Here is an 18572-nt window from a genome sequence, read left to right on the forward strand (position 1 = left end):
ATGTATTATAAATCGCGGCCTTACCGGCTATTCTATGCTATTAATATTGTCATTCTTTCTCTGGTTTCCATCCTTTGCTTGATTCCGCTCATTCACGTATTGGCTTTGTCCTTCAGCAGCGGGCTTGCAGTTGAGACCAATCAGGTGTCCTTATGGCCAATTGGATTTAACCTGGATTCTTACAGCCGGACATTCGCAGACGGCGCGTTTCTCGAAGCTTTGACGAATTCTGTGTTCAGAGTCGTGCTCGGTGTAAGCCTCGGTATGCTCGTAACGATCTTGACCGCATACCCGCTGTCCAAAATGGACGGCGGCGGCTTAAAGGGCGGGAAGCTGATCGCCTGGTACTTTGTTTTCACGATGCTGTTTAATGGCGGCCTTATACCCAACTATATTTTGATTCAAAAGCTTCATTTGATGGATTCGATCTGGGCCTTAGTCTTACCCGGTGCGCTTAGTATTTACAACATGATTCTGATGCTCAACTTCTTTCGAACGATTCCCAAAGAGCTGGAAGAAGCTAGCTTGATCGACGGAGCCGGTCATTTGACTACACTGTTCAGGATCTATATTCCGGTTTCCCTGCCCTCCATTGCTACAATCGCGTTATTTGTGACGGTAGGCAGCTGGAATGCCTGGTTTGACGGGCTTATCTATATGCACAAAGAGAACTGGCCGCTGAGCACCTTGCTGCAAACGATGATTTCAGCTCCGGATTTAAGCCAGAAGTCCGTTTCTGAATCGGAAATCGCAAATTTGACAGAACGTTCGCTCCGTGCAGCTAAAATTTTCATCGGGGCCTTGCCTATCCTGCTTGTGTATCCTTTCCTGCAACGCTTCTTCGTTAAAGGTATCGTTGTAGGCGCCGTAAAAGGCTGATACTATGGTTTCACGCTTTCTTTTCATATAGCATTCATAATTTGACAAAAAGAGAGGGGTATTACAATGCGAAAGAAGCTTTCAAAAGCAACCGCTATCCTGCTCATCACCACGGTTGCATTCAGTACGCTGGCGGCTTGCTCCAATGGAGGAAGCAACTCGGAAAATTCTTCATCTGAGGCTGGCGACAATGGATTTGCCAAGGGGAAATTTGATTCGCCCGTAACACTGACAACCATCGGCTGTATCAACTCTTCCTACAAATTCAAAGAGGGCGAATCCCTCGAGAATAACCTTCATACGCAATATATGAAGGAAAATCTGAACATTGACATCAAGTACAAATATGTGACTGCTGCTGATCAATGTTCGAACAAAATTCGCCTTGACATGGCTGCGAATGATCCATTGCCGGATGTGATGTCTATTGCCGATCCGCAATTGATGGCCGACCTGATCGATTCAGGTAAAATGATGGATATTTCAGAGGCTTTCGAGAAGTATGCTTCACCTGAGTTGAAAAAAATGTACGACATTGATGAAAGCTACTGGGCCCAAGTCGTTAAAGACGGGAAGAAGTATGGCATTCCTGTATTGGCCAGAGCACAGCAGAATGATCCGCTTCTGTGGATCCGTACCGATTATTTGAAGAAGCTGAACCTGCAGGCGCCAAAAACCTTCGATGACCTTGCGAAAGTCATGGATGCGATGGTCAATACGGATCTTGGCAAAGGGAAAAACAATCCGCCTCTGGCCATTAGTCTGAAGGGCAACGGAGGCAGCCTCTGGGACGGTCCGGTTTCCTGGCGCGGTGATGCAAGCTGGATCTTCGGCGGATTCGGGGTAATTCCAACTTATTGGAACAAATGGCATGGTGATCAGATCGAATATGGATCCATTCAGCCGGAAATGAAGGATGCGCTTGCCTTAATGGCAGACTGGTTCAAGAAAGGATATATTTCTCCGGACGTAGGACTCATTGATGTTGGAAAAAGCGATGAAACTTTCCGTACAGGTCAAGCGGGAATTACAGCAGGTCCAGTCTTTACATCAACCGTTGTACGTAATTATGTTCAGAAAAATGATCCGAATGCGACGGTGTCGCCATTCGAAATTCCAGCAGGTCCATCCGGCAAAGCAGGCCGTCATTTTACGGCAGTTCCGAATGGTGCGTTAATGGTCAGCAAAGATTACAAGCATGTAGAAGCATTGTTCCTCTACCTTAATAAATTAGTTGAGATTGGTAATCCGGCAGCTGGAAGCGAACTTGAGAAGGGCTGGAAGGAAGGCTACGACTATGTCATGAAGGATGGCAAGGTTTCCAAATTAGAAGCCGACTTCCCGGACAAGATCGCGGTTAATCCGAGCAAATACTTCTTAACCGGTCAACCGCTAATTGACCCGCAGCTTGAGCTGGACGCTCAAATGAAATTCTATAACGGAGAGAAGCCTTCTACTCCGTACGAGCAAAGCTTGTATGACTTAATCCCGGATAACGAAAAGCAAGATCCAAAGACGGTAAATGATTGGCTGGGAGCAAAGCTAGTTACCGATCAGAAGGAAGCATCACTTGCCAATTTGTTCCTTGGGCCACAAACCGAGACAATGAAGTCCAAAGGTGAAGCGCTTAGCAAAATGGAAAGTGAAACGTTCCTCAAAATTATTTATGGCAAAGCTCCAATCGACGAGTTTGATACATTCGTGAAAAACTGGAAGTCGATGGGCGGAGATAAAATTACGGAAGAAGTAAATGCCTGGTACGAAGCTGTTAATGTTAAATAAGTAATAAAATAAAGCCAGCTGCAGCGTATGCCATAGCTGGCTTTATTAAATTCTAAGCATTTATAAGTTTCACGAAATAAATAACGCTTAGAATTCTCCGGAATGAAACGCGCTCCGCCGCCAGAGGACGGCGCCAACCGTTTCACCTTGGGACCATGGTGTTAGGTCAAACTCTGAGTCCTATCTTAAGCCAAAGAGTGAAAGCGCTTAATTAACTCGAAAATGGATTCTAAGAGAGGATGAGTATAATGAGGAAAATCGGATTATGGCTATTGATGTTTACGCTTGTAATAAGTGCTGTATTAACTCCCGGCCTTTCGGGCAAGCGGGCATATGCAGCCGAGGGATTCGTGTATGACGCTGAGTCTGCATCGGGAGATATGGAGAATGGCTCCGGTCTGACCTGGTCGAATGTCCAAGCTGCTGTGCCGGGCAATTATATGATTCATATCCATTACAGCAATGCGGAGTCTGAGCCCAGACCTTTCAGCTTGAGCGTAAACGGACAGAAGTATGCCGTTTTTACGGGGAGTCCAACGGGCCAAGAGGGATCTCCTGACGGAGATACGCTTACGGCGATTGTGTTGTTGAATCAAGGCCCGAACATTATTAAGCTTTCTGCGGAAAGCGATAGCGGTCCTCAGATTCATTCTATTGAAGTGATCCCGTTTGCAACGATTTTTGAAGCTGAGAATGGAGGAGGTGCTGCTCATTCCGGCGTCACGATTGCGGCCAACTCCGGCACCGCTCCAGGATTCTCCGGAACCGGTTACGTCAGCATTGCTTCCGGCGTTAACGGATACATGTTATACAATAACGTTGATGTTCCCCAAACTGGGACGTACACGATGAAAGTAAGATACAGTCTGGGCAATACGGCGCGGCCTTATGCTGTAACCGTGAATGGAGAGAGGATTCAAGATGCCAAAGGTGTGTCAACAGGCTCTTGGGCGAACTGGCAATTCGAAGAACTCAAAGGAATCCGCTTGAACGCAGGTGCAAACACCTTAAAGATTGAGCGGATCGGGACGAATGCGACGCCGGTCATCGACAGATTTGAGCTCGTTAACGAAGAAATACCCGATCTGGGAGACCAGACATTCCGTAATACGAATTTTGAGACATCAGACGTGGATCCTGTCATCGCCGGTACAGAAACGGGGGCGACTTTGAACTCAGCTCTGATTAGCGGCAGTGCACTAAAAAGCAGCTCCGCCAGCACGGTCAAAATGATCGACAACGAGGGATCGCGTGCTGCAGAGGTAACAACGCCTTCGTTCAAACCAGGGGTTATAGGCTTTCCTTTTCATGCCAGCTGGCTAGCGCCGGTTCCGATGAAGAGCTATACGCTGGAATCCCGTTTTTTACTGAAGGATGAGCAAGCAAATTACATCTTTAAACTCATAAGTGCTTCCGGCATGGAAAGCCCGATCTTTGCGTTTGGTATGGATAACCATATTTATGCCCGCTCGAACGCAACAGAGACAGGGGCAATGGCGGCAAGAGGCAGCTGGAGCAAGGATACCTGGTACAATATCAAGCTGACTGTTCATTTGGATACGAAAAGCTACGATATGTTCCTGAATGATACGCGAATGGTGAACAGTGAGCCTTTGCAAAACGATACTTACTTAGGCGGGCTTAAAGGCTTCATGATGGAAGTCAAAGACGGTGCGAGACAGGAAACCAAAATGTTGGTTGATGATGTCCAGCTTTCTGGCTCTAATCAAGCTGGCACGGCTCCGAATACGAACCCGGACCCTGGAGTGATCTTTGACGAACAGCCATATATTGGTGAGCCTGTTCAATATTTTGTCAGCCCTGGCGGATCGGATACCAATAATGGATTAAGCACGGCGACTGCTTTTAAGTCCATAACGAAAGCCATAAGTGTTACGAATCCGGGGGACACAGTGAACCTCATGCCGGGAACCTATTCCCCTGTAAACGACGCGAATAATTTTGTGTCCATTAATCGTTCCGGCGCAAGAGATGTGAAGATCGGTGAAGCGCACTATATCACTTATAAAGCATACGACATGAATAATAAGCCGAAGCTTCTTCTCCCTCCAGGGATTAAAGGGGTATGGGACATGGTTGATGTCTCGGCTAATTATATTATTCTGGATGGGCTGGAGATTGAAGGAAATAATCGGAATCTGACACTAGCTGAAGGTGAAGCTAATTACGAGAGTGTTACTACCGGAGGCTCTGACTGGTCAACGTACGCCAAGACGAACACCAATGGAATCAATCTGAATGGCCATCACCTTATCGTAAGGAATAGTCATGTCCATCATATGGCTGGCGGTGGCGTAGGCGGCGGTGGCGATTACATCACGATTGAGCATAACGATATTCATTCGAACAGCTGGTACTCCTTTTATGCAACCAGCGGTATCAGCTTTATGAATGATAAGGATTACGATAATAATACAACAGATTATAAAATTATCATCCGCAATAACGTCGTGCATGACAACGAAACGAAGGTGAAATGGGAAAAAACGAAGGGTTATTCGGACGGGAACGGCATTATTTTCGATGTGGATGAAGCCTACAAAGGGAAAAAGCTAGTCATAAACAATATTGTCTATAACAACGGCGGCGGCGGCATTCATATTTATCGCAGCAACAATGTTCACGTTATTAACAACACGGTTTATCACAACAGCAGAAGTCCTCACTTGAAATATCCCAATATGGATGTGCAGTCCGGCGATAATGCGATTTTCTTGAATAATATTTCGATTGCACGGGACGAAGAAGGAGAGTATGCCAATGGAAGCGCGGGCTGGAATAATCTGTTTGCAAACAATATATATGGCGGTTTAACCCGTTTTCTCGGGAAAAACGACAAGGTTGCAGATCCCAAATTTGTGTCCGTAACGGAAGAAAACTATGATTTTCATCTGCAGCAGGATTCCCCGGCTATTGATACGGGTACCCGAACGATGGCGCCGAATGAGGATTTAGAAGGAAAACCTCGTCCATATGCAGGGGCAGGTACTCATACGAGAGTTGATATTGGTGCCTACGAAACCGAGTGGAATAATGCTTCTTTCCTTGAAGATGATGCTGTGCAAATTACGGAACCTACTCCGGAAGTGCCTAAAGCAGGAACAGCAGCAAAAGGTACGCCTGTCATTGATGGGGCAATCGATGAGATTTGGGCTACCACACAGGGCAATCAGGCGCTTTATCTAAGTGATCCAACGAAAGGCTATCCATTAGCAACGGTACGTTTGCTGTGGGATGAAGATCAGTTATATGTATTAGCGGAAGTGGAGGATGACAACCTGAATGCCACAGGCGGAAACCTGTGGGAGCATGATTCCATGGAATTTTTCGTTGATGAAAACAACGCGAAAACATTGACTTATCAAGCAGATGACAGTCATTATCGTGTAAACTACCAGAATCTCAGAAGCGCGGGCAAGAACGCTACGGCCGATAGCTTTACTTCGGCGGCCAAGGTTGTCGAAGGCGGCTATATCATTGAAGCAGCGCTTCCCCTGCGAACGATAACCCCATCCGTCGGCACTGTCATCGGATTTGATTTTGGCGCCAGTGATGACAGCAATTATGACGGAATCCGGGATAATGCAACGATGTGGAGTAACCGGAGACTGAATTCCAACGCATCCACTTCTTTATTTGGAAATGTGACGTTGGTAGCTCCGTCGTCGGTGGAGCCTGAAACCGGGAGCGGCAACGGCGAATCTAACGGCGGTACTAACTCGCAGGTGCAGGTTCCAGACAGTTCGGAAATAGAACTGACACCTACATTAACAAGCAACAAGGCTGCTGCTGAGCTCACCGAGGCTATGCTTCAGGCAATGCTGACCAAAGTAACAGCTGATAGTGAGGGGCAAAAAAAGGTAACCGTGCACATCAAGGAAGCTGCGGGGGCGCAGACCTATGTGCAATCTATTCCCTCGGCGTTCTTTAAGGAAAATCCGGATGCTAACCAATTGGAGCTGCGGACGGCATTAGCAACCATCCTCTTATCCAATGAAATGCTGCAGGGAATAGATCTGGAAGGAGCATCCAAGGTTGAAATAAGTATTGGCTCCGCTGACCGTTCCAAACTTCCAAGTGAAGTAATAAATAAGATTGGCGACAAGCCTGTCATTGATTTGGTCCTATTCGTGGACGGCAAACAGGCAGCATGGAAGAACAATCAAGCTCCAGTCATTGTGTCCATACCGTATAAACCAACACCGGATGAATTACAGAAGCCGGAGCATATCGCGATCTGGTATATAGACGGAGACGGTAAAGTTGTGAAAATCCCTTCCGGCCGATATGATGCGCGCACCGGAATGGTAACGTTCACCATCAATCATTTCAGTACGTTTGCCATAGGTTATCAGATCTCGAGCTTCTCGGATCTTGGGCAGTTCGGATGGGCGAAGGAAGCAATTGAAGTGTTGGTGTCCAAAGGCATTATTAAGGGGACGAGTGATACTACCTTTGGCGCAGGCAAAAGGATAACCAGGGCGGATTTCATCTCCCTATTGATCCGCACCTTGGGAATAGAGAAAGAGATAAGTTCAAATTTCGCTGATGTTGAGGCGACAGATTATTTTTATGAAGAGGTAGGTATTGCCAAAGAGCTCGGAATTACCAACGGGAGGGGGGATAACTCGTTTGGTCCGGAGCAGGAGATCAGCAGGCAAGAGATGATGGTTCTGACGGCAAGAGCCTTGCAAGCAGCGGGATATTCATGGCCAGTCGCTGCCGAGGAGAAAAGCTTGGACAGCTTTGCCGATGTTAATCTGGTATCAGAATATGCCAAGAGCAGTATGGCTGCACTTGTGCAAGCGGGAATGGTCCAAGGGGATAGAGGCCATCTGAATCCAAAAGGCTATTCATCCCGAGCGGAAGCAGCCGTATTGATCTATAGAGTCTATCAGCTTCTAAAATAACACATTAAAAAGTTTTGCGCGCAGCGGGAAGTTCACTGCGTGCAAGACTTAAGGGAGGATTCTGTTATGGAATTACGGACTTTGCAAAAGCAATTATTTTTACTTCCTTTTCTCATATTTACGTTGGTTGCCTCTATGGTTGTTGGGGCTGTCCCTGTGCATGCAGCGGACCCACAAATCTACTATGTAGATATTGATACCGGAGTAGACTCTCCGGACCATGGAACAACTCCACAAGCCCCGTTTAAGAATATCCAATATGCCGCCGATCTAACCAATCCGGGAGATACGGTGTATGTTATGAATGGAACCTATTATAACACGAATGATCAATATGTATTTCAGGTTACACGCTCCGGGAATTCAACGGGGTATATCAGCTTTTTGGCCTATCCCGGGCATACGCCAAAGCTTAAGTCGATAGATGCCTGGAACCATATCGTTGTATCTGCTTCCTATATTCGCATTGAAGGCTTCGAGATTGAGGGGGAAAATGCCAATCTTGCCTTAAGCGACGGAGAGGAGCGTTATAACCATTTTATCGCAAATAAACCAACAGGAACCATTGACTGGAACTATGTGCGTAAAACCCAGACGAACGGCATCTATATCAAACCAGGTTCATCTGGCATTCCTCATCACGTCACAATAAAAAATAACGTCGTTCATGATACGCCTGGAGGAGGAATCAGCGCAGAGAAATCCGATTATATCACGATAGAAAATAATACGGTCTACAATACTTCCTGGTATACGTTGTATGCGACAAGCGGGATTTCGATATTAAATTCCGTAGATGCAGATACGAACAACACTGCCTACAAAACGGTTATCCGCAATAACCGGTCCTACAATAACAAAACGATGGTGAAATGGGAGAAAACGAAGGACTATTCCGATGGGAACGGCATCATCATTGATAGTAACCGGAATACGCATTTAAACGGTCAGTATCCGGCTTATGCAGGCAAAACTCTTATCGCCAACAATTTAAGCTACAATAACAGAAGTTCAGGCATTCATGCCTACTACAGCCAAAATGTTGATATTATCAATAACACTTCTTACAACAATAGCGCCTTATTGGACGTGGGTGAAATTTTTGCGGTTTCCAGCAACCAGGTTAACATTCTCAATAATATCATGGTTGCCAGAACGGGGAAGAAGATTAATACCAATTATAATAATACAAACCTTACAAACAATTATAATGTTTACTCGAACGGCAATCCGGTTGTCAGCGGTGCCAATGACATCTGGGCCGACCCTATGTTCGAAAATCCGGCTAACGGAGACTTCCGTTTAAAGATTGGTTCCAGAGCGATTGATACGGGTTCCGCTGCGCTTGCTCCGAGCAATGACTTCATCTATAAGCCAAGGCCAAAGGGAGCTGCTCCAGATCGGGGAGCTTATGAATATCAGAATTTGATAGGTAATCCAAGCTTTGAATGGGGTGGCATTGGGAGCTGGACTGCCGAGCAAAATAGTGCCGGTATTACCGTTCAAAATACGGGAGCCTATTCTGGAACCTATAAAGCCGCTTTTAATACTACGGCATCAACAAAGCTGGCTCAGACCGTAACAGCTCCGACGACTGCTGTTTACACGGTAACTGCTTATATAAATACGAATGTGACAAGCAATGTTGTTTTGGGGGCGGATGTTGCGGGTGTGAATTTGGGTCAGCAATCGGTTCAGGCTGGCGGATACAATAAGATAACCTTTACCGTTAACGCTAATGCAGGCCAACAGATTAAGGTATGGGTCAGCGCACCTGCCTATACCGGCGGATGGGTTGCTATTGACGACATTTCGCTGAATTAGTGCAACCATTGTATTCTCGTAAGAGCGCAATAAACAACTATTGTTTAACTTGAGGTGACTTATGAACAAACAAACAATCCTGCTTCGTTCATCCTGGCAGACCGTGAATATTGGAGATATTGCGCATACTCCTGGCGTACTAAAGCTGTTGAATACCTATATGCCTGAGGCGAAGGTAATCCTATGGGCTTCGGATGATTTCAACGAAGAGGTTCTCGCCATGCTCCGCAGACGCTTCCCTGAACTTCAAGCTCTGCAGGGACGTATAGGCAAAGATGGTCGTGCATCCAATCCAGAGCTGCAGAAAGCGGTGGAACAAAGTGATTTTCTGCTGCACGGCTCTGGTCCATTGCTTGTAGGCCATGAGGATGTGAAAGCATACCGGCAGCATACGGGCAAGCCATATGGTGTCTTTGGTATCACGTATGGCGGTTATAACGAATCGAATTGGCCGGATATGCAGCAGCTCTTGTCAGAGGCGGCATTCGTCTATTTCAGAGACTCCGTTTCACTGGCAAAAGCAATAGTCGATGGCATTCATTGTCCCATTATGAAGTTTGGGCCAGACGGCGCTTTCGCTGCAGATTTAAGAGATGACGACCGGGCCACGGACTTTTTAAACGAAAAAGGTCTGGAGGAGGGTCAATTTCTTTGCTGTATCCCAAGGTACCGTTATACGCCGTTCTGGACAGTAAAGAACGTTTCCTTTGATGAAGAAAAGCATGCCTATAATCAAGCGATGAAGGAACATGATCATGTTGAGCTGAGGCAGGCCATTATCGAGGTTGTGAGGAAAACTCCATATAAAGTGCTGATTTGTCCGGAGGATATGACCCAGATGGCGCTCGGAAAAGAAATGCTGTGGGATGAGCTTCCGGAGGATGTGAAGCCAAACGTCGTTTGGAGAGACCGATATTGGCTGACTGACGAGGCATTAAGCGTATATGTGCGTTCGGCTGGGCTATTCGGCAACGAAATGCATTCGCCGATTATGTGCATTGGCAATGGGATCCCGGCTATCGTATGCAGATTCAAAGAGCAGACCTCCAAAGGATTCATGTGGCGGGACATCGGCCTTGACGAATGGCTGTTTGATTTGGATCAGGAGCAGGACAGAAAGAAAATTATCCCGGCCGTTCTCCAGTTAGCGATGAACGGAGAGGCCGCCAAACTTTCCGCGGCTCAGGCACAACAGCATGTGCAGGCACTCCAGCACGAGATGGTGGATACGTTGAAGCGGGCTATGGGTTAATCTAAGATGATAATGGACTATGAATTTTTCAACGGTTTTACTCCTCGCATTATAGAGGTAGCTATTCGAAACAAACAGGTGTGGGAGCAGCTTGAATACCAACTTGCAAGGGAACGGACGGGTGTACATTCGCTTGGTTATGTGTACAGCGGAGAAGGCGTGCTTACATTTGACGGTGAAGAGAAGTCGCTTGCTCCCGGAGACTTATTTCAAATTTGGCCGGGGCACCCTTTGCGGTTAACGTCAAGCCGCTCTAACCCCCTCCATTTCTATTCCTTTTTGTTTCAATACCGAACCGTTCAATGGGATGGAGGAACTATGCTCAGCCGGGAGGCGTCGGGGAAATTGCCGTTGCAGCTTGGAAACGCAGGCCCCGAGCAGATGGCGCTTGAGTCTGTATTTCGGGAAGCTTACGAGCAATGGCATGACAAAAACAACGGCTACGAGTGGCATGTGAAGCTGCAAATGTTAAACGCGCTCCGGCTTATTCAAGGATTAGGAGCAAACCGGGAAGATCATCCAGGCGCGGTAACTGCCGTTCAGAAAGCTATTCAGTATATGAAACAGTCATTCAAAGAGAATCTCACCCGTGATCAGCTTGCTGAAAATATTTCCTTGTCCCCAGGCTATTTCTCAATCTTATTCAAGGCGCATACGGGCGTTAGTCCGATACGTTACTTAAACAAAATCAGAATTGATCAGTCCAAGCTGCTATTGAGGAATACGGATTTGCCTATTAAGCAAATTGCGGAGGAAAGCGGGTTCGAGGATTCCTTCTATTTCTCCAGATTGTTTCAAAAAGAGACGGGAATGTCTCCAAGAGATTTTCGAAAATCATAAGCTTTGAAGGGCATGAGAATCTGACAATAATCCAGATTCTCATGCCTTTTCTTCATGTACGTTAGAGTTCCTGCATTGTAAAGTAAAGTTAATAAAGCGATTACACTTTTTGCAGGGCAAAGGAGAGGTCATCATGACTAAGCCGAAAATTATTGACACTGACGTGCATAATGCGATTGCCAGAACGGAGGATTTGCTTCCATTCTTGCCAAGAGTATGGCATGAATATTGGAAGTCAGCTGGAGCGGGGTACGGTGGCGGCTGGCATTCGCCGATTGGCGTGCTTCGCTCCGATGCCATACCGCCGGGAGGCGGCTTGCCTGGCAGCGATCCGAAGCATATGCTCGAGCATCATTTTCACAAATACGGGATTGATTACGGCATATTGACGGGCTCCGGTATTCTTGGCATCTCGCTTAATCCGAATCCGGATTACGGGAATGTTATCGCGAGTGCCTATAACGATTGGCTTGTTGAGACATGGCTTAAGGCCAGTTCCGTATATAAAGGTTCGATTCTGATTAATCATGCGGATCCGCAGGCAGCGGCGAAGGAAATCGACCGTATGGCCGTCAACAAAAACATGGTGCAGGTTATTATGTGCAGCGGGTCGCGTATGCTCTTTGGCCAACGCTTCTATCATCCCATCTATGAAGCGGCCGAGCGTAACGGCTTGCCTGTGGCGGTTCATCCCGGGACGGAGGGCAGAGGCATTGCAGGCGCGCCTACGCCATCCGGTTATCCGACTTCTTATTTGGAATGGCATAATATATTGCCAACCAATTACATGGCACATGTTAATTCTCTTGTTTGTGAAGGCGTATTTGAGAAGTTTCCATTGCTGAAATTCGTGGCGATTGAAGGCGGTATCGCTTGGCTCCCCCATCTCATGTGGCGGATGGATAAGAACTACAAAGGCTTAAGAGATCTGGTGCCGTGGCTGAAACGTCTCCCGTCAGAGTATATCAAGGATCATATTCGACTGACGACGCAGCCGATTGAAGAGCCGGCCAACAACGAACAGCTGAATCAAATCCTGGATATGGTCGATGCCGGCAGAACCGTCATGTTCTCATCCGATTATCCGCACTGGGACTTTGATAATCCGAAGATGGCGCTTCAGCCAATTCGCAAGGAGCTTCGTCAGCGCATTTTGGTGGATAACGCAATCGAGCTGTACGGTCTAAATGAAGCCCCGTCCGCTGCTGTGACAGATGCTAAAGCGGCTGCCATTAAGGGGGAGTAGCAAAAATGGAAAAAACGCAAAATCGTTACGAAGCGGCAACGGTCGAAGAGCTGCGAAATGCCAAACGATTGATTGTTACGGTTAAGGGGATGGAGATAGGCTTATTTGCGGTAGGCGAGCAGTTTTATGCCTGGCGCAACATTTGCCCCCATGCCGCTGCTCCGGTATGCCAAGGTCCTGTATGCGGGACCCGGCTGCCTTCCCTGGTGTATGAGTACAAGTACGGCAAAGATCAAGAGATCGTGCGTTGTCCATGGCATGGCTGGGAGTTTGATTTGATTACGGGACAGCATCTGGTTGATGAGAAGGTAAAGCTGCGCGGTTATAAGGTTGAGGTGGAAGACGGCAAGGTATATGTCGTTATTTAACCACAATAGAAATTATAAGATTCCGAAGCAATCGGAAGAACAATATCTATTTGGCGATAAAAACTACCTCTAAGCGCGGTCGCTCATCTTTGAAGGACTTCGGAGAAGTTTTTCTCACACAGGTTTGACACTATTCATGCAGACGGAGGGTATACATTGTTAAGCATATATTCAAAAAACAATCCAGTAGATTTTCTAATCATCGGCGGTGGTCCGGCAGGCTTATTTGCTGCTTTCTATGGAGGGATGCGTCAAGCTTCTGTGAAGGTCATAGAAAGCATGCCTCAGCTCGGCGGTCAGCTTGCCGCACTCTATCCTGAAAAATACATTTATGATATTGCCGGGTTCCCGAAAGTGACCGCTCAGGAGCTGGTTGACCGGTTGAAAGAACAGCTGAGTCATTTCACAACAGACATTGCTCTGGAGGAGAAGGTGCTGAATGTCATCAAACATGACGAGAGGCTGTTTGAGGTGATAACCGATAAATCTTCCCATTATGCAAAAGCCGTAATTATTACTGGCGGTGTCGGAGCGTTTGAGCCTAGACGGCTGGAGCTTCCCGAAGCTGCCAAATACGAGTCCAAAAATTTGCATTATTTCGTAGATGATCTTAAGCGTTTTGCCGGGAAGAAGGTGCTGATAAGCGGAGGAGGAGATTCCGCAGTGGATTGGTCGCTGATGCTGGAACCGATAGCAGAGCAAGTGACGCTGATCCATCGCCGGGACAAATTCCGCGCGCATGAGCACAGCGTGCAGTCTCTAATGAATTCCAAGGTTAACGTTCTGACGAATAAGGAAATTACCGGACTTTATGGCGATGAGGGAATTGAAGCCGTGACCCTTCTTGATACCAAGACGAAGGAAAAGGTTAGCCTTGATGTAGATGCCGTTATTGTGAACTATGGATTTGTATCCTCCCTGGGTCCAATTGCAGAGTGGGGGATTGATATACAGAGCGGATCGATCGTGGTAGATACCCGTATGGAGACAAACATACCAGGCATCTTCGCCGCAGGTGACATCACGACCTACCCAGGCAAGCTGAAGTTGATTGCAGTCGGCTTCGGAGAAGCTCCGACCGCAATTAACAACGCAAAGGTTTATATCGATCCGGAAGCGAAGCTGTCCCCGGGTCACAGCAGTCATATGAAGCGTGCATAATAGGGAACAAAAAGAGCTCCAAGGAAAGGGAGTTACCATGAGGGAAGTGTTTAACGAGGGCATCCGCAACGCTGCGAGATTTGCGGAGCAGCCCGTGATGACGAAGGAATATTTGAAGGAAGCTATCGCTAATGTACTGACAATTGTAGATAGCAATTTGGAGGCTTTCACCTATCAGTATCCTGCTCCTGCAAGTGTGAACAACGTTTATCCAGCCATTGACAATGTGGAGTGGACTTCTTCATTCTGGACCGGGATGCTATGGCTGGCCTATGAAGTAACGGGTGATTCAAAATACCGCGGGGTTGCCGAGATTCAGCTGGAGAGCTACAAACGACGTGTGGAGGAACGAATCGAAACCGGCACTCATGATCTTGGATTTCTATATACCTTATCTTCTGTGGCGGCCTTTAAGCTGACGGACAGTCAAACCGCGAAGGAGATCAGCATCAAAGCAGCTGATCTTCTGATGGAAAGATACTTTGATAAGGCTGGCATCATTCAAGCATGGGGAGCTCCGGACGACCCGGTGAACGGCGGACGGATGATTATCGATTGTCTCATGAACCTTCCTCTTCTGTATTGGGCTAGTGAACAAACAGGAGACGGTAAGTATTATGAAGCAGCCTACAGCCATGCAAAGATGGCAGAAAAATATATCATTCGCGAAGACTCCTCCAGTTACCATACCTACTTCATGGATATTTATACAGGCCAGCCCAAGTACGGAAGTACGGTGCAGGGCTATTCGGATGATTCCTGCTGGGCGCGAGGGCAAGCCTGGGGCATCTATGGCTTTCCTTTAAGCTACAAGTATACCGGAGACTATAGCTTAATTGAGTTAGGCAAGAAGGTAGCGAACTACTTTTTGAACCGACTTCCTGAGGATTCCATTGCATACTGGGATCTCATTTTCACATCTGGACCGGAGGAACGTGACAGCTCTTCTTCAGCTATTGCAGCTTGTGGTCTGCTGGAATTGTCTAAGTATCTCCCTGTTACGGACAGCGATAAACGATTGTACGAGAATGCGAGCCTTCACATCGTTAAGTCGCTGACAGAAAATTATACAAGCAAGGCTGTTTCCGAGAAGAACGGGGTACTGCTGCATGGGGTTTATGCTAAGCCCCATAATAAAGGGATTGACGAGTACACCATTTGGGGAGATTACTATTACTTTGAAGCGTTGGTCCGATTGATGAAAGACTGGAAACTATATTGGTAGAGTCTATTCAGATGATCATTGCAATGTTCTTACTAGCTGCTGGATAAGGAAGTGGAAAGGTGTACGTAATTGCAAACGATATAAAGTCGCCATCCGAGGCTCTGCCTGAAGGGCAGCGTGTGCCGTTTGATTGGAAAGCACAGCCTGTCCTGCAGGATGGTGTATCGATGACCGAGCTGCATTGGCACTCGCAAGAGTTGTTAGAGACAGACCATGCCCGGCTGCGAATCACGGTGGCTGTCGATGTCCGGGAGAATAAAAGAATTGAAGTGATTGCTCTGCGTACAAAGAACGTGCTAGGTACGCTGGATATACGATATGCTCACGTATTCCAGATATTCGAACTGCCGCTCGGATTAAATGAAGCGCTTCTCGCAGTGAGGGAAGGGGTAGGACTTCGCATGATAGAAGGAGAAGCCCCGCTGTGGTTTTTTACCGATGATCCTTCAATGAGCAGCATCGAACCTGTGCATTTGCCGCATTTGATGATAGGAGATGCCAAGGAGCCTCTGGAGTCGTTCAAGGACAGGTTTAATTCGCTGGCCAGTATTCAGCCATTCGGCTGGATGGAAGGTTGTGTTCTTGACGGGCTTCTCGATTCTGGATTTACATCGACCGCGCGACAGCATTTGGAGCTGTTTGTGAAGAACAATGAACTGGTCTATGAGGATCCAAGAAGCAGACCTTCGGATGGCTGCTTCTATGGCATCGAATCTACGCTGCCTATTGCGATATTGACGAAGTTAGCCCCTGCTCATCCTCTGGTGGACTTGGCCGTTCAATTCATGAAAGAGCATACCGATCAGCATGGGATTATTAAGGACGGCGATACCATATCCGCGGAAGGCAGCTATACGATCGCCTACCCGTTATCCGTGATCGCCGCGCTTCGGAAGGATCGCGAATTGGCACAGCTTGCCTTTGAACAGCTTGAATTAAGAAGAGCATTGTTATGGGAAGGCGGGGCGTTCTATTTAAGAAGGCAGGATAACGGGACGCGCAGCTTCCGTAATTGGGGGCGCGCGTATGCGTGGCATCTGCTTGGGCTTATCCGCACACTTGAACAATTGAAGGACAAGGAGTTGTTGTCCAATGATCAATTGCAGCTTATTGAAGAGGAATATAGAGGAACGCTGCACACGCCTATGCGTTTAGAAGCGATAAGGGGCTGTGGAGCTGCTTCCTAGATCAAGAGGAAAGCGGCGTTGATACTTCGGCCTCTGCCGGAATTGCGGCTTCATTGGCCATTGCTGATCGCATAGGCATTCGCTTATTTAAAGGTGCGTCAGATGCAGCACACACGGCAGCATCTCTATATCGTTATTTGACGCCCGATGGTTTGGTGACCGGAACGGCACAAAGCAACAAAAACGGGGAAGAGCTGCAGCGAAGCGGGTATCGGGTTATATCGCAAATGACGATGGGACTGCTGGGACAATTGTCAGCGGCGATACGTAGCGGTCATAAGCTTCAATAATAAACTGGGGGTATTCAGGTTGCATATTTCAATCAAGGCGACAGATGATCAAACCATTATACAAACGAACTTCTGGAATCATATTCATTTCCACCCGACAGATGCCATAGAGGATATTTGGGGGAAACGCGTACTAGAGAAGGTTGCACAGGATCAAGCAGCCAAGTATGTGCGAATGTATGCCATGCTGGAGGATATTGTAACAAGATCACCGGGCGGGGAGCTTCAGTATGATTTTACCATGAATGATCATCGGCTTGATTATTTGCTCGGGCTCGGCTTCAAGCCGCTCATCTGCTATAATTTCATGCCTCGTGCCATAGCCAAAAACCCGCTGCAGCTATCGAAGCTGGAGCGTTACAAAGGCAAACGTATCAATTATTCCGAACCGGCAGATTATCTGGAGTGGCAAGAGGTTGTTTATCAGTATGCCAGACATGTAACAGAGCGGTATGGTATTGAAGAGGTTAAGCAATGGTATATGCACTGCTGGAACGAGCCTGATCTCCATTACTGGCTCTCTGATCAAATCTATGCGGTGCACCAGGAAAAGCTCCCGGCCTACTGCCGGTTGTATGATCATTTTGCCGCGGGAGTGAAGCGCGTGTCTTCGGTCCTTCGCATAGGCGGTCCTTCCGCTTGTTATGATCGCAACTTCGTAGATGCCTTCCTTCGGCATACGAGAGAGGGCAGGAACGATGCGACCGGGGAAGTGGGTACTCCTATCGATTTCTTCTCCGTCCATGTCTATTCCATTAACCCGGCTGAATTCAGCAAAGGTCTGCGGCCAAGCGTCAATGGAATTGTCCAGAATATATTCCAGGAATATTCCGATATAGCGAAACGTCATGGCTATGGCGATTTGGAAATTATCGCGGATGAATGGGGAGCCAGCAGCAACGGCTTCAGTAATGTTGACCACTATCCGGACCTGATTTTCAGGGAGACCGAGTATTTTCCGGCTTTCTACGTTCGCATGGTGGATACGTTAATCCGTGAGATGCCCAAACGGCAAATTCCGCTTGGCAAGATGATGATCTGTCTGTCGGGGCAGCATCATCTGGATCGGGATTTCGAGGGTTACCGCAGCTTCTTCACCTTAAATGATTACAAAAAGCCAATTTATAACGGCTATGTTCTTATGGCTAAGCTAGGGAACAGACTGCTGTCACACCAGACCGTCGATATGGAAGAAGGAGTTGGGATCATTCCAACACAGGACGATAACGGCAGCTATAAAATCGCTTTGTATTATACAGATGACGATTTCTCCAAGAAGCTGGGCAGCAAGCGGGTTTCCCTTCGTCTGGAAGGTATCGAGGGACGCTGCCGGATTCGCCACTATCGATTGGATCATACGCATAGCAATGCGTTTACGACGTTCAAAGAGTTAGGCAGTCCGTCGCAGCCAACACAGCAGCAGCGGGAAGCCATTCAGCAGGCAGGAGAATTGACGCTATATTACCCGGAGTACACGGCTGATCTGCAGGGCAGCTATGAAGAGCATATAGTATTAACGGGACATGCGGTCTCCTTTCTGGAATTAGAGCCAATCAATTGAATGAGCAATACATTTTCTAAATGAGG

General features: G+C 47.4%; 13 protein-coding genes. All 13 read left to right on the top strand.

The features are described from left to right. Nucleotides 1-879: a carbohydrate ABC transporter permease gene (locus BM200_RS02990; RefSeq protein ID WP_091181177.1), complete on the top strand. Its 879-nt coding sequence runs from the start codon at nt 1-3 to the stop codon at nt 877-879. Between the two features lie 66 nt (nt 880-945). Further along, on the top strand, nt 946-2661 hold the full coding sequence (locus BM200_RS02995; RefSeq protein WP_091181179.1) for a type 2 periplasmic-binding domain-containing protein: 1716 nt from the start codon (nt 946-948) through the stop codon (nt 2659-2661). A 248-nt stretch (nt 2662-2909) separates the two neighbouring features. After that, on the top strand, nt 2910-7592 hold the full coding sequence (locus BM200_RS03000; RefSeq protein WP_245772869.1) for a sugar-binding protein: 4683 nt from the start codon (nt 2910-2912) through the stop codon (nt 7590-7592). A 66-nt stretch (nt 7593-7658) separates the two neighbouring features. After that, nucleotides 7659-9416, top strand: a complete 1758-nt coding sequence (locus BM200_RS03005) for a right-handed parallel beta-helix repeat-containing protein (protein WP_091181183.1) — start codon at nt 7659-7661, stop codon at nt 9414-9416. Nucleotides 9417-9477: 61 nt separating this feature from the next. Beyond that, nucleotides 9478-10668 carry a polysaccharide pyruvyl transferase family protein gene (locus BM200_RS03010; protein ID WP_091181185.1) on the top strand — a complete coding sequence of 397 codons (1191 nt, stop codon included), beginning with the start codon at nt 9478-9480 and terminating at the stop codon, nt 10666-10668. A 6-nt stretch (nt 10669-10674) separates the two neighbouring features. After that, nucleotides 10675-11508, top strand: a complete 834-nt coding sequence (locus tag BM200_RS03015; protein WP_245772870.1) for an AraC family transcriptional regulator — start codon at nt 10675-10677, stop codon at nt 11506-11508. A gap of 133 nt (nt 11509-11641) precedes the next feature. After that, nucleotides 11642-12754: an amidohydrolase family protein gene (locus BM200_RS03020; RefSeq protein ID WP_091181188.1), complete on the top strand. Its 1113-nt coding sequence runs from the start codon at nt 11642-11644 to the stop codon at nt 12752-12754. A gap of 5 nt (nt 12755-12759) precedes the next feature. Next, a complete protein-coding gene (locus tag BM200_RS03025) occupies nt 12760-13122 on the top strand; it encodes a Rieske (2Fe-2S) protein (RefSeq protein ID WP_091181191.1) in 363 nt (120 codons plus the stop codon). Between the two features lie 156 nt (nt 13123-13278). Then, on the top strand, nt 13279-14283 hold the full coding sequence (locus tag BM200_RS03030) for an NAD(P)/FAD-dependent oxidoreductase (protein WP_091181192.1): 1005 nt from the start codon (nt 13279-13281) through the stop codon (nt 14281-14283). A gap of 37 nt (nt 14284-14320) precedes the next feature. Further along, nucleotides 14321-15508, top strand: coding sequence for a glycoside hydrolase family 88 protein (locus tag BM200_RS03035; RefSeq protein WP_091181195.1), 1188 nt, complete (start codon nt 14321-14323; stop codon nt 15506-15508). A 59-nt stretch (nt 15509-15567) separates the two neighbouring features. Then, a complete protein-coding gene (locus BM200_RS03040) occupies nt 15568-16695 on the top strand; it encodes a hypothetical protein (protein ID WP_091181198.1) in 1128 nt (375 codons plus the stop codon). A 53-nt stretch (nt 16696-16748) separates the two neighbouring features. After that, nucleotides 16749-16985 (top strand): hypothetical protein, encoded by a 237-nt coding sequence (locus tag BM200_RS29620; RefSeq protein WP_139230745.1) that lies wholly within the window; start codon nt 16749-16751, stop codon nt 16983-16985. 19 nt (nt 16986-17004) lie between these two features. Then, on the top strand, nt 17005-18546 hold the full coding sequence (locus BM200_RS03045; RefSeq protein ID WP_175532714.1) for a GH39 family glycosyl hydrolase: 1542 nt from the start codon (nt 17005-17007) through the stop codon (nt 18544-18546). Nucleotides 18547-18572: the final 26 nt, after the last annotated feature.

This window comes from Paenibacillus catalpae, from assembly GCF_900112695.1.
Lineage (GTDB): Bacteria > Bacillota > Bacilli > Paenibacillales > Paenibacillaceae > Pristimantibacillus > Pristimantibacillus catalpae.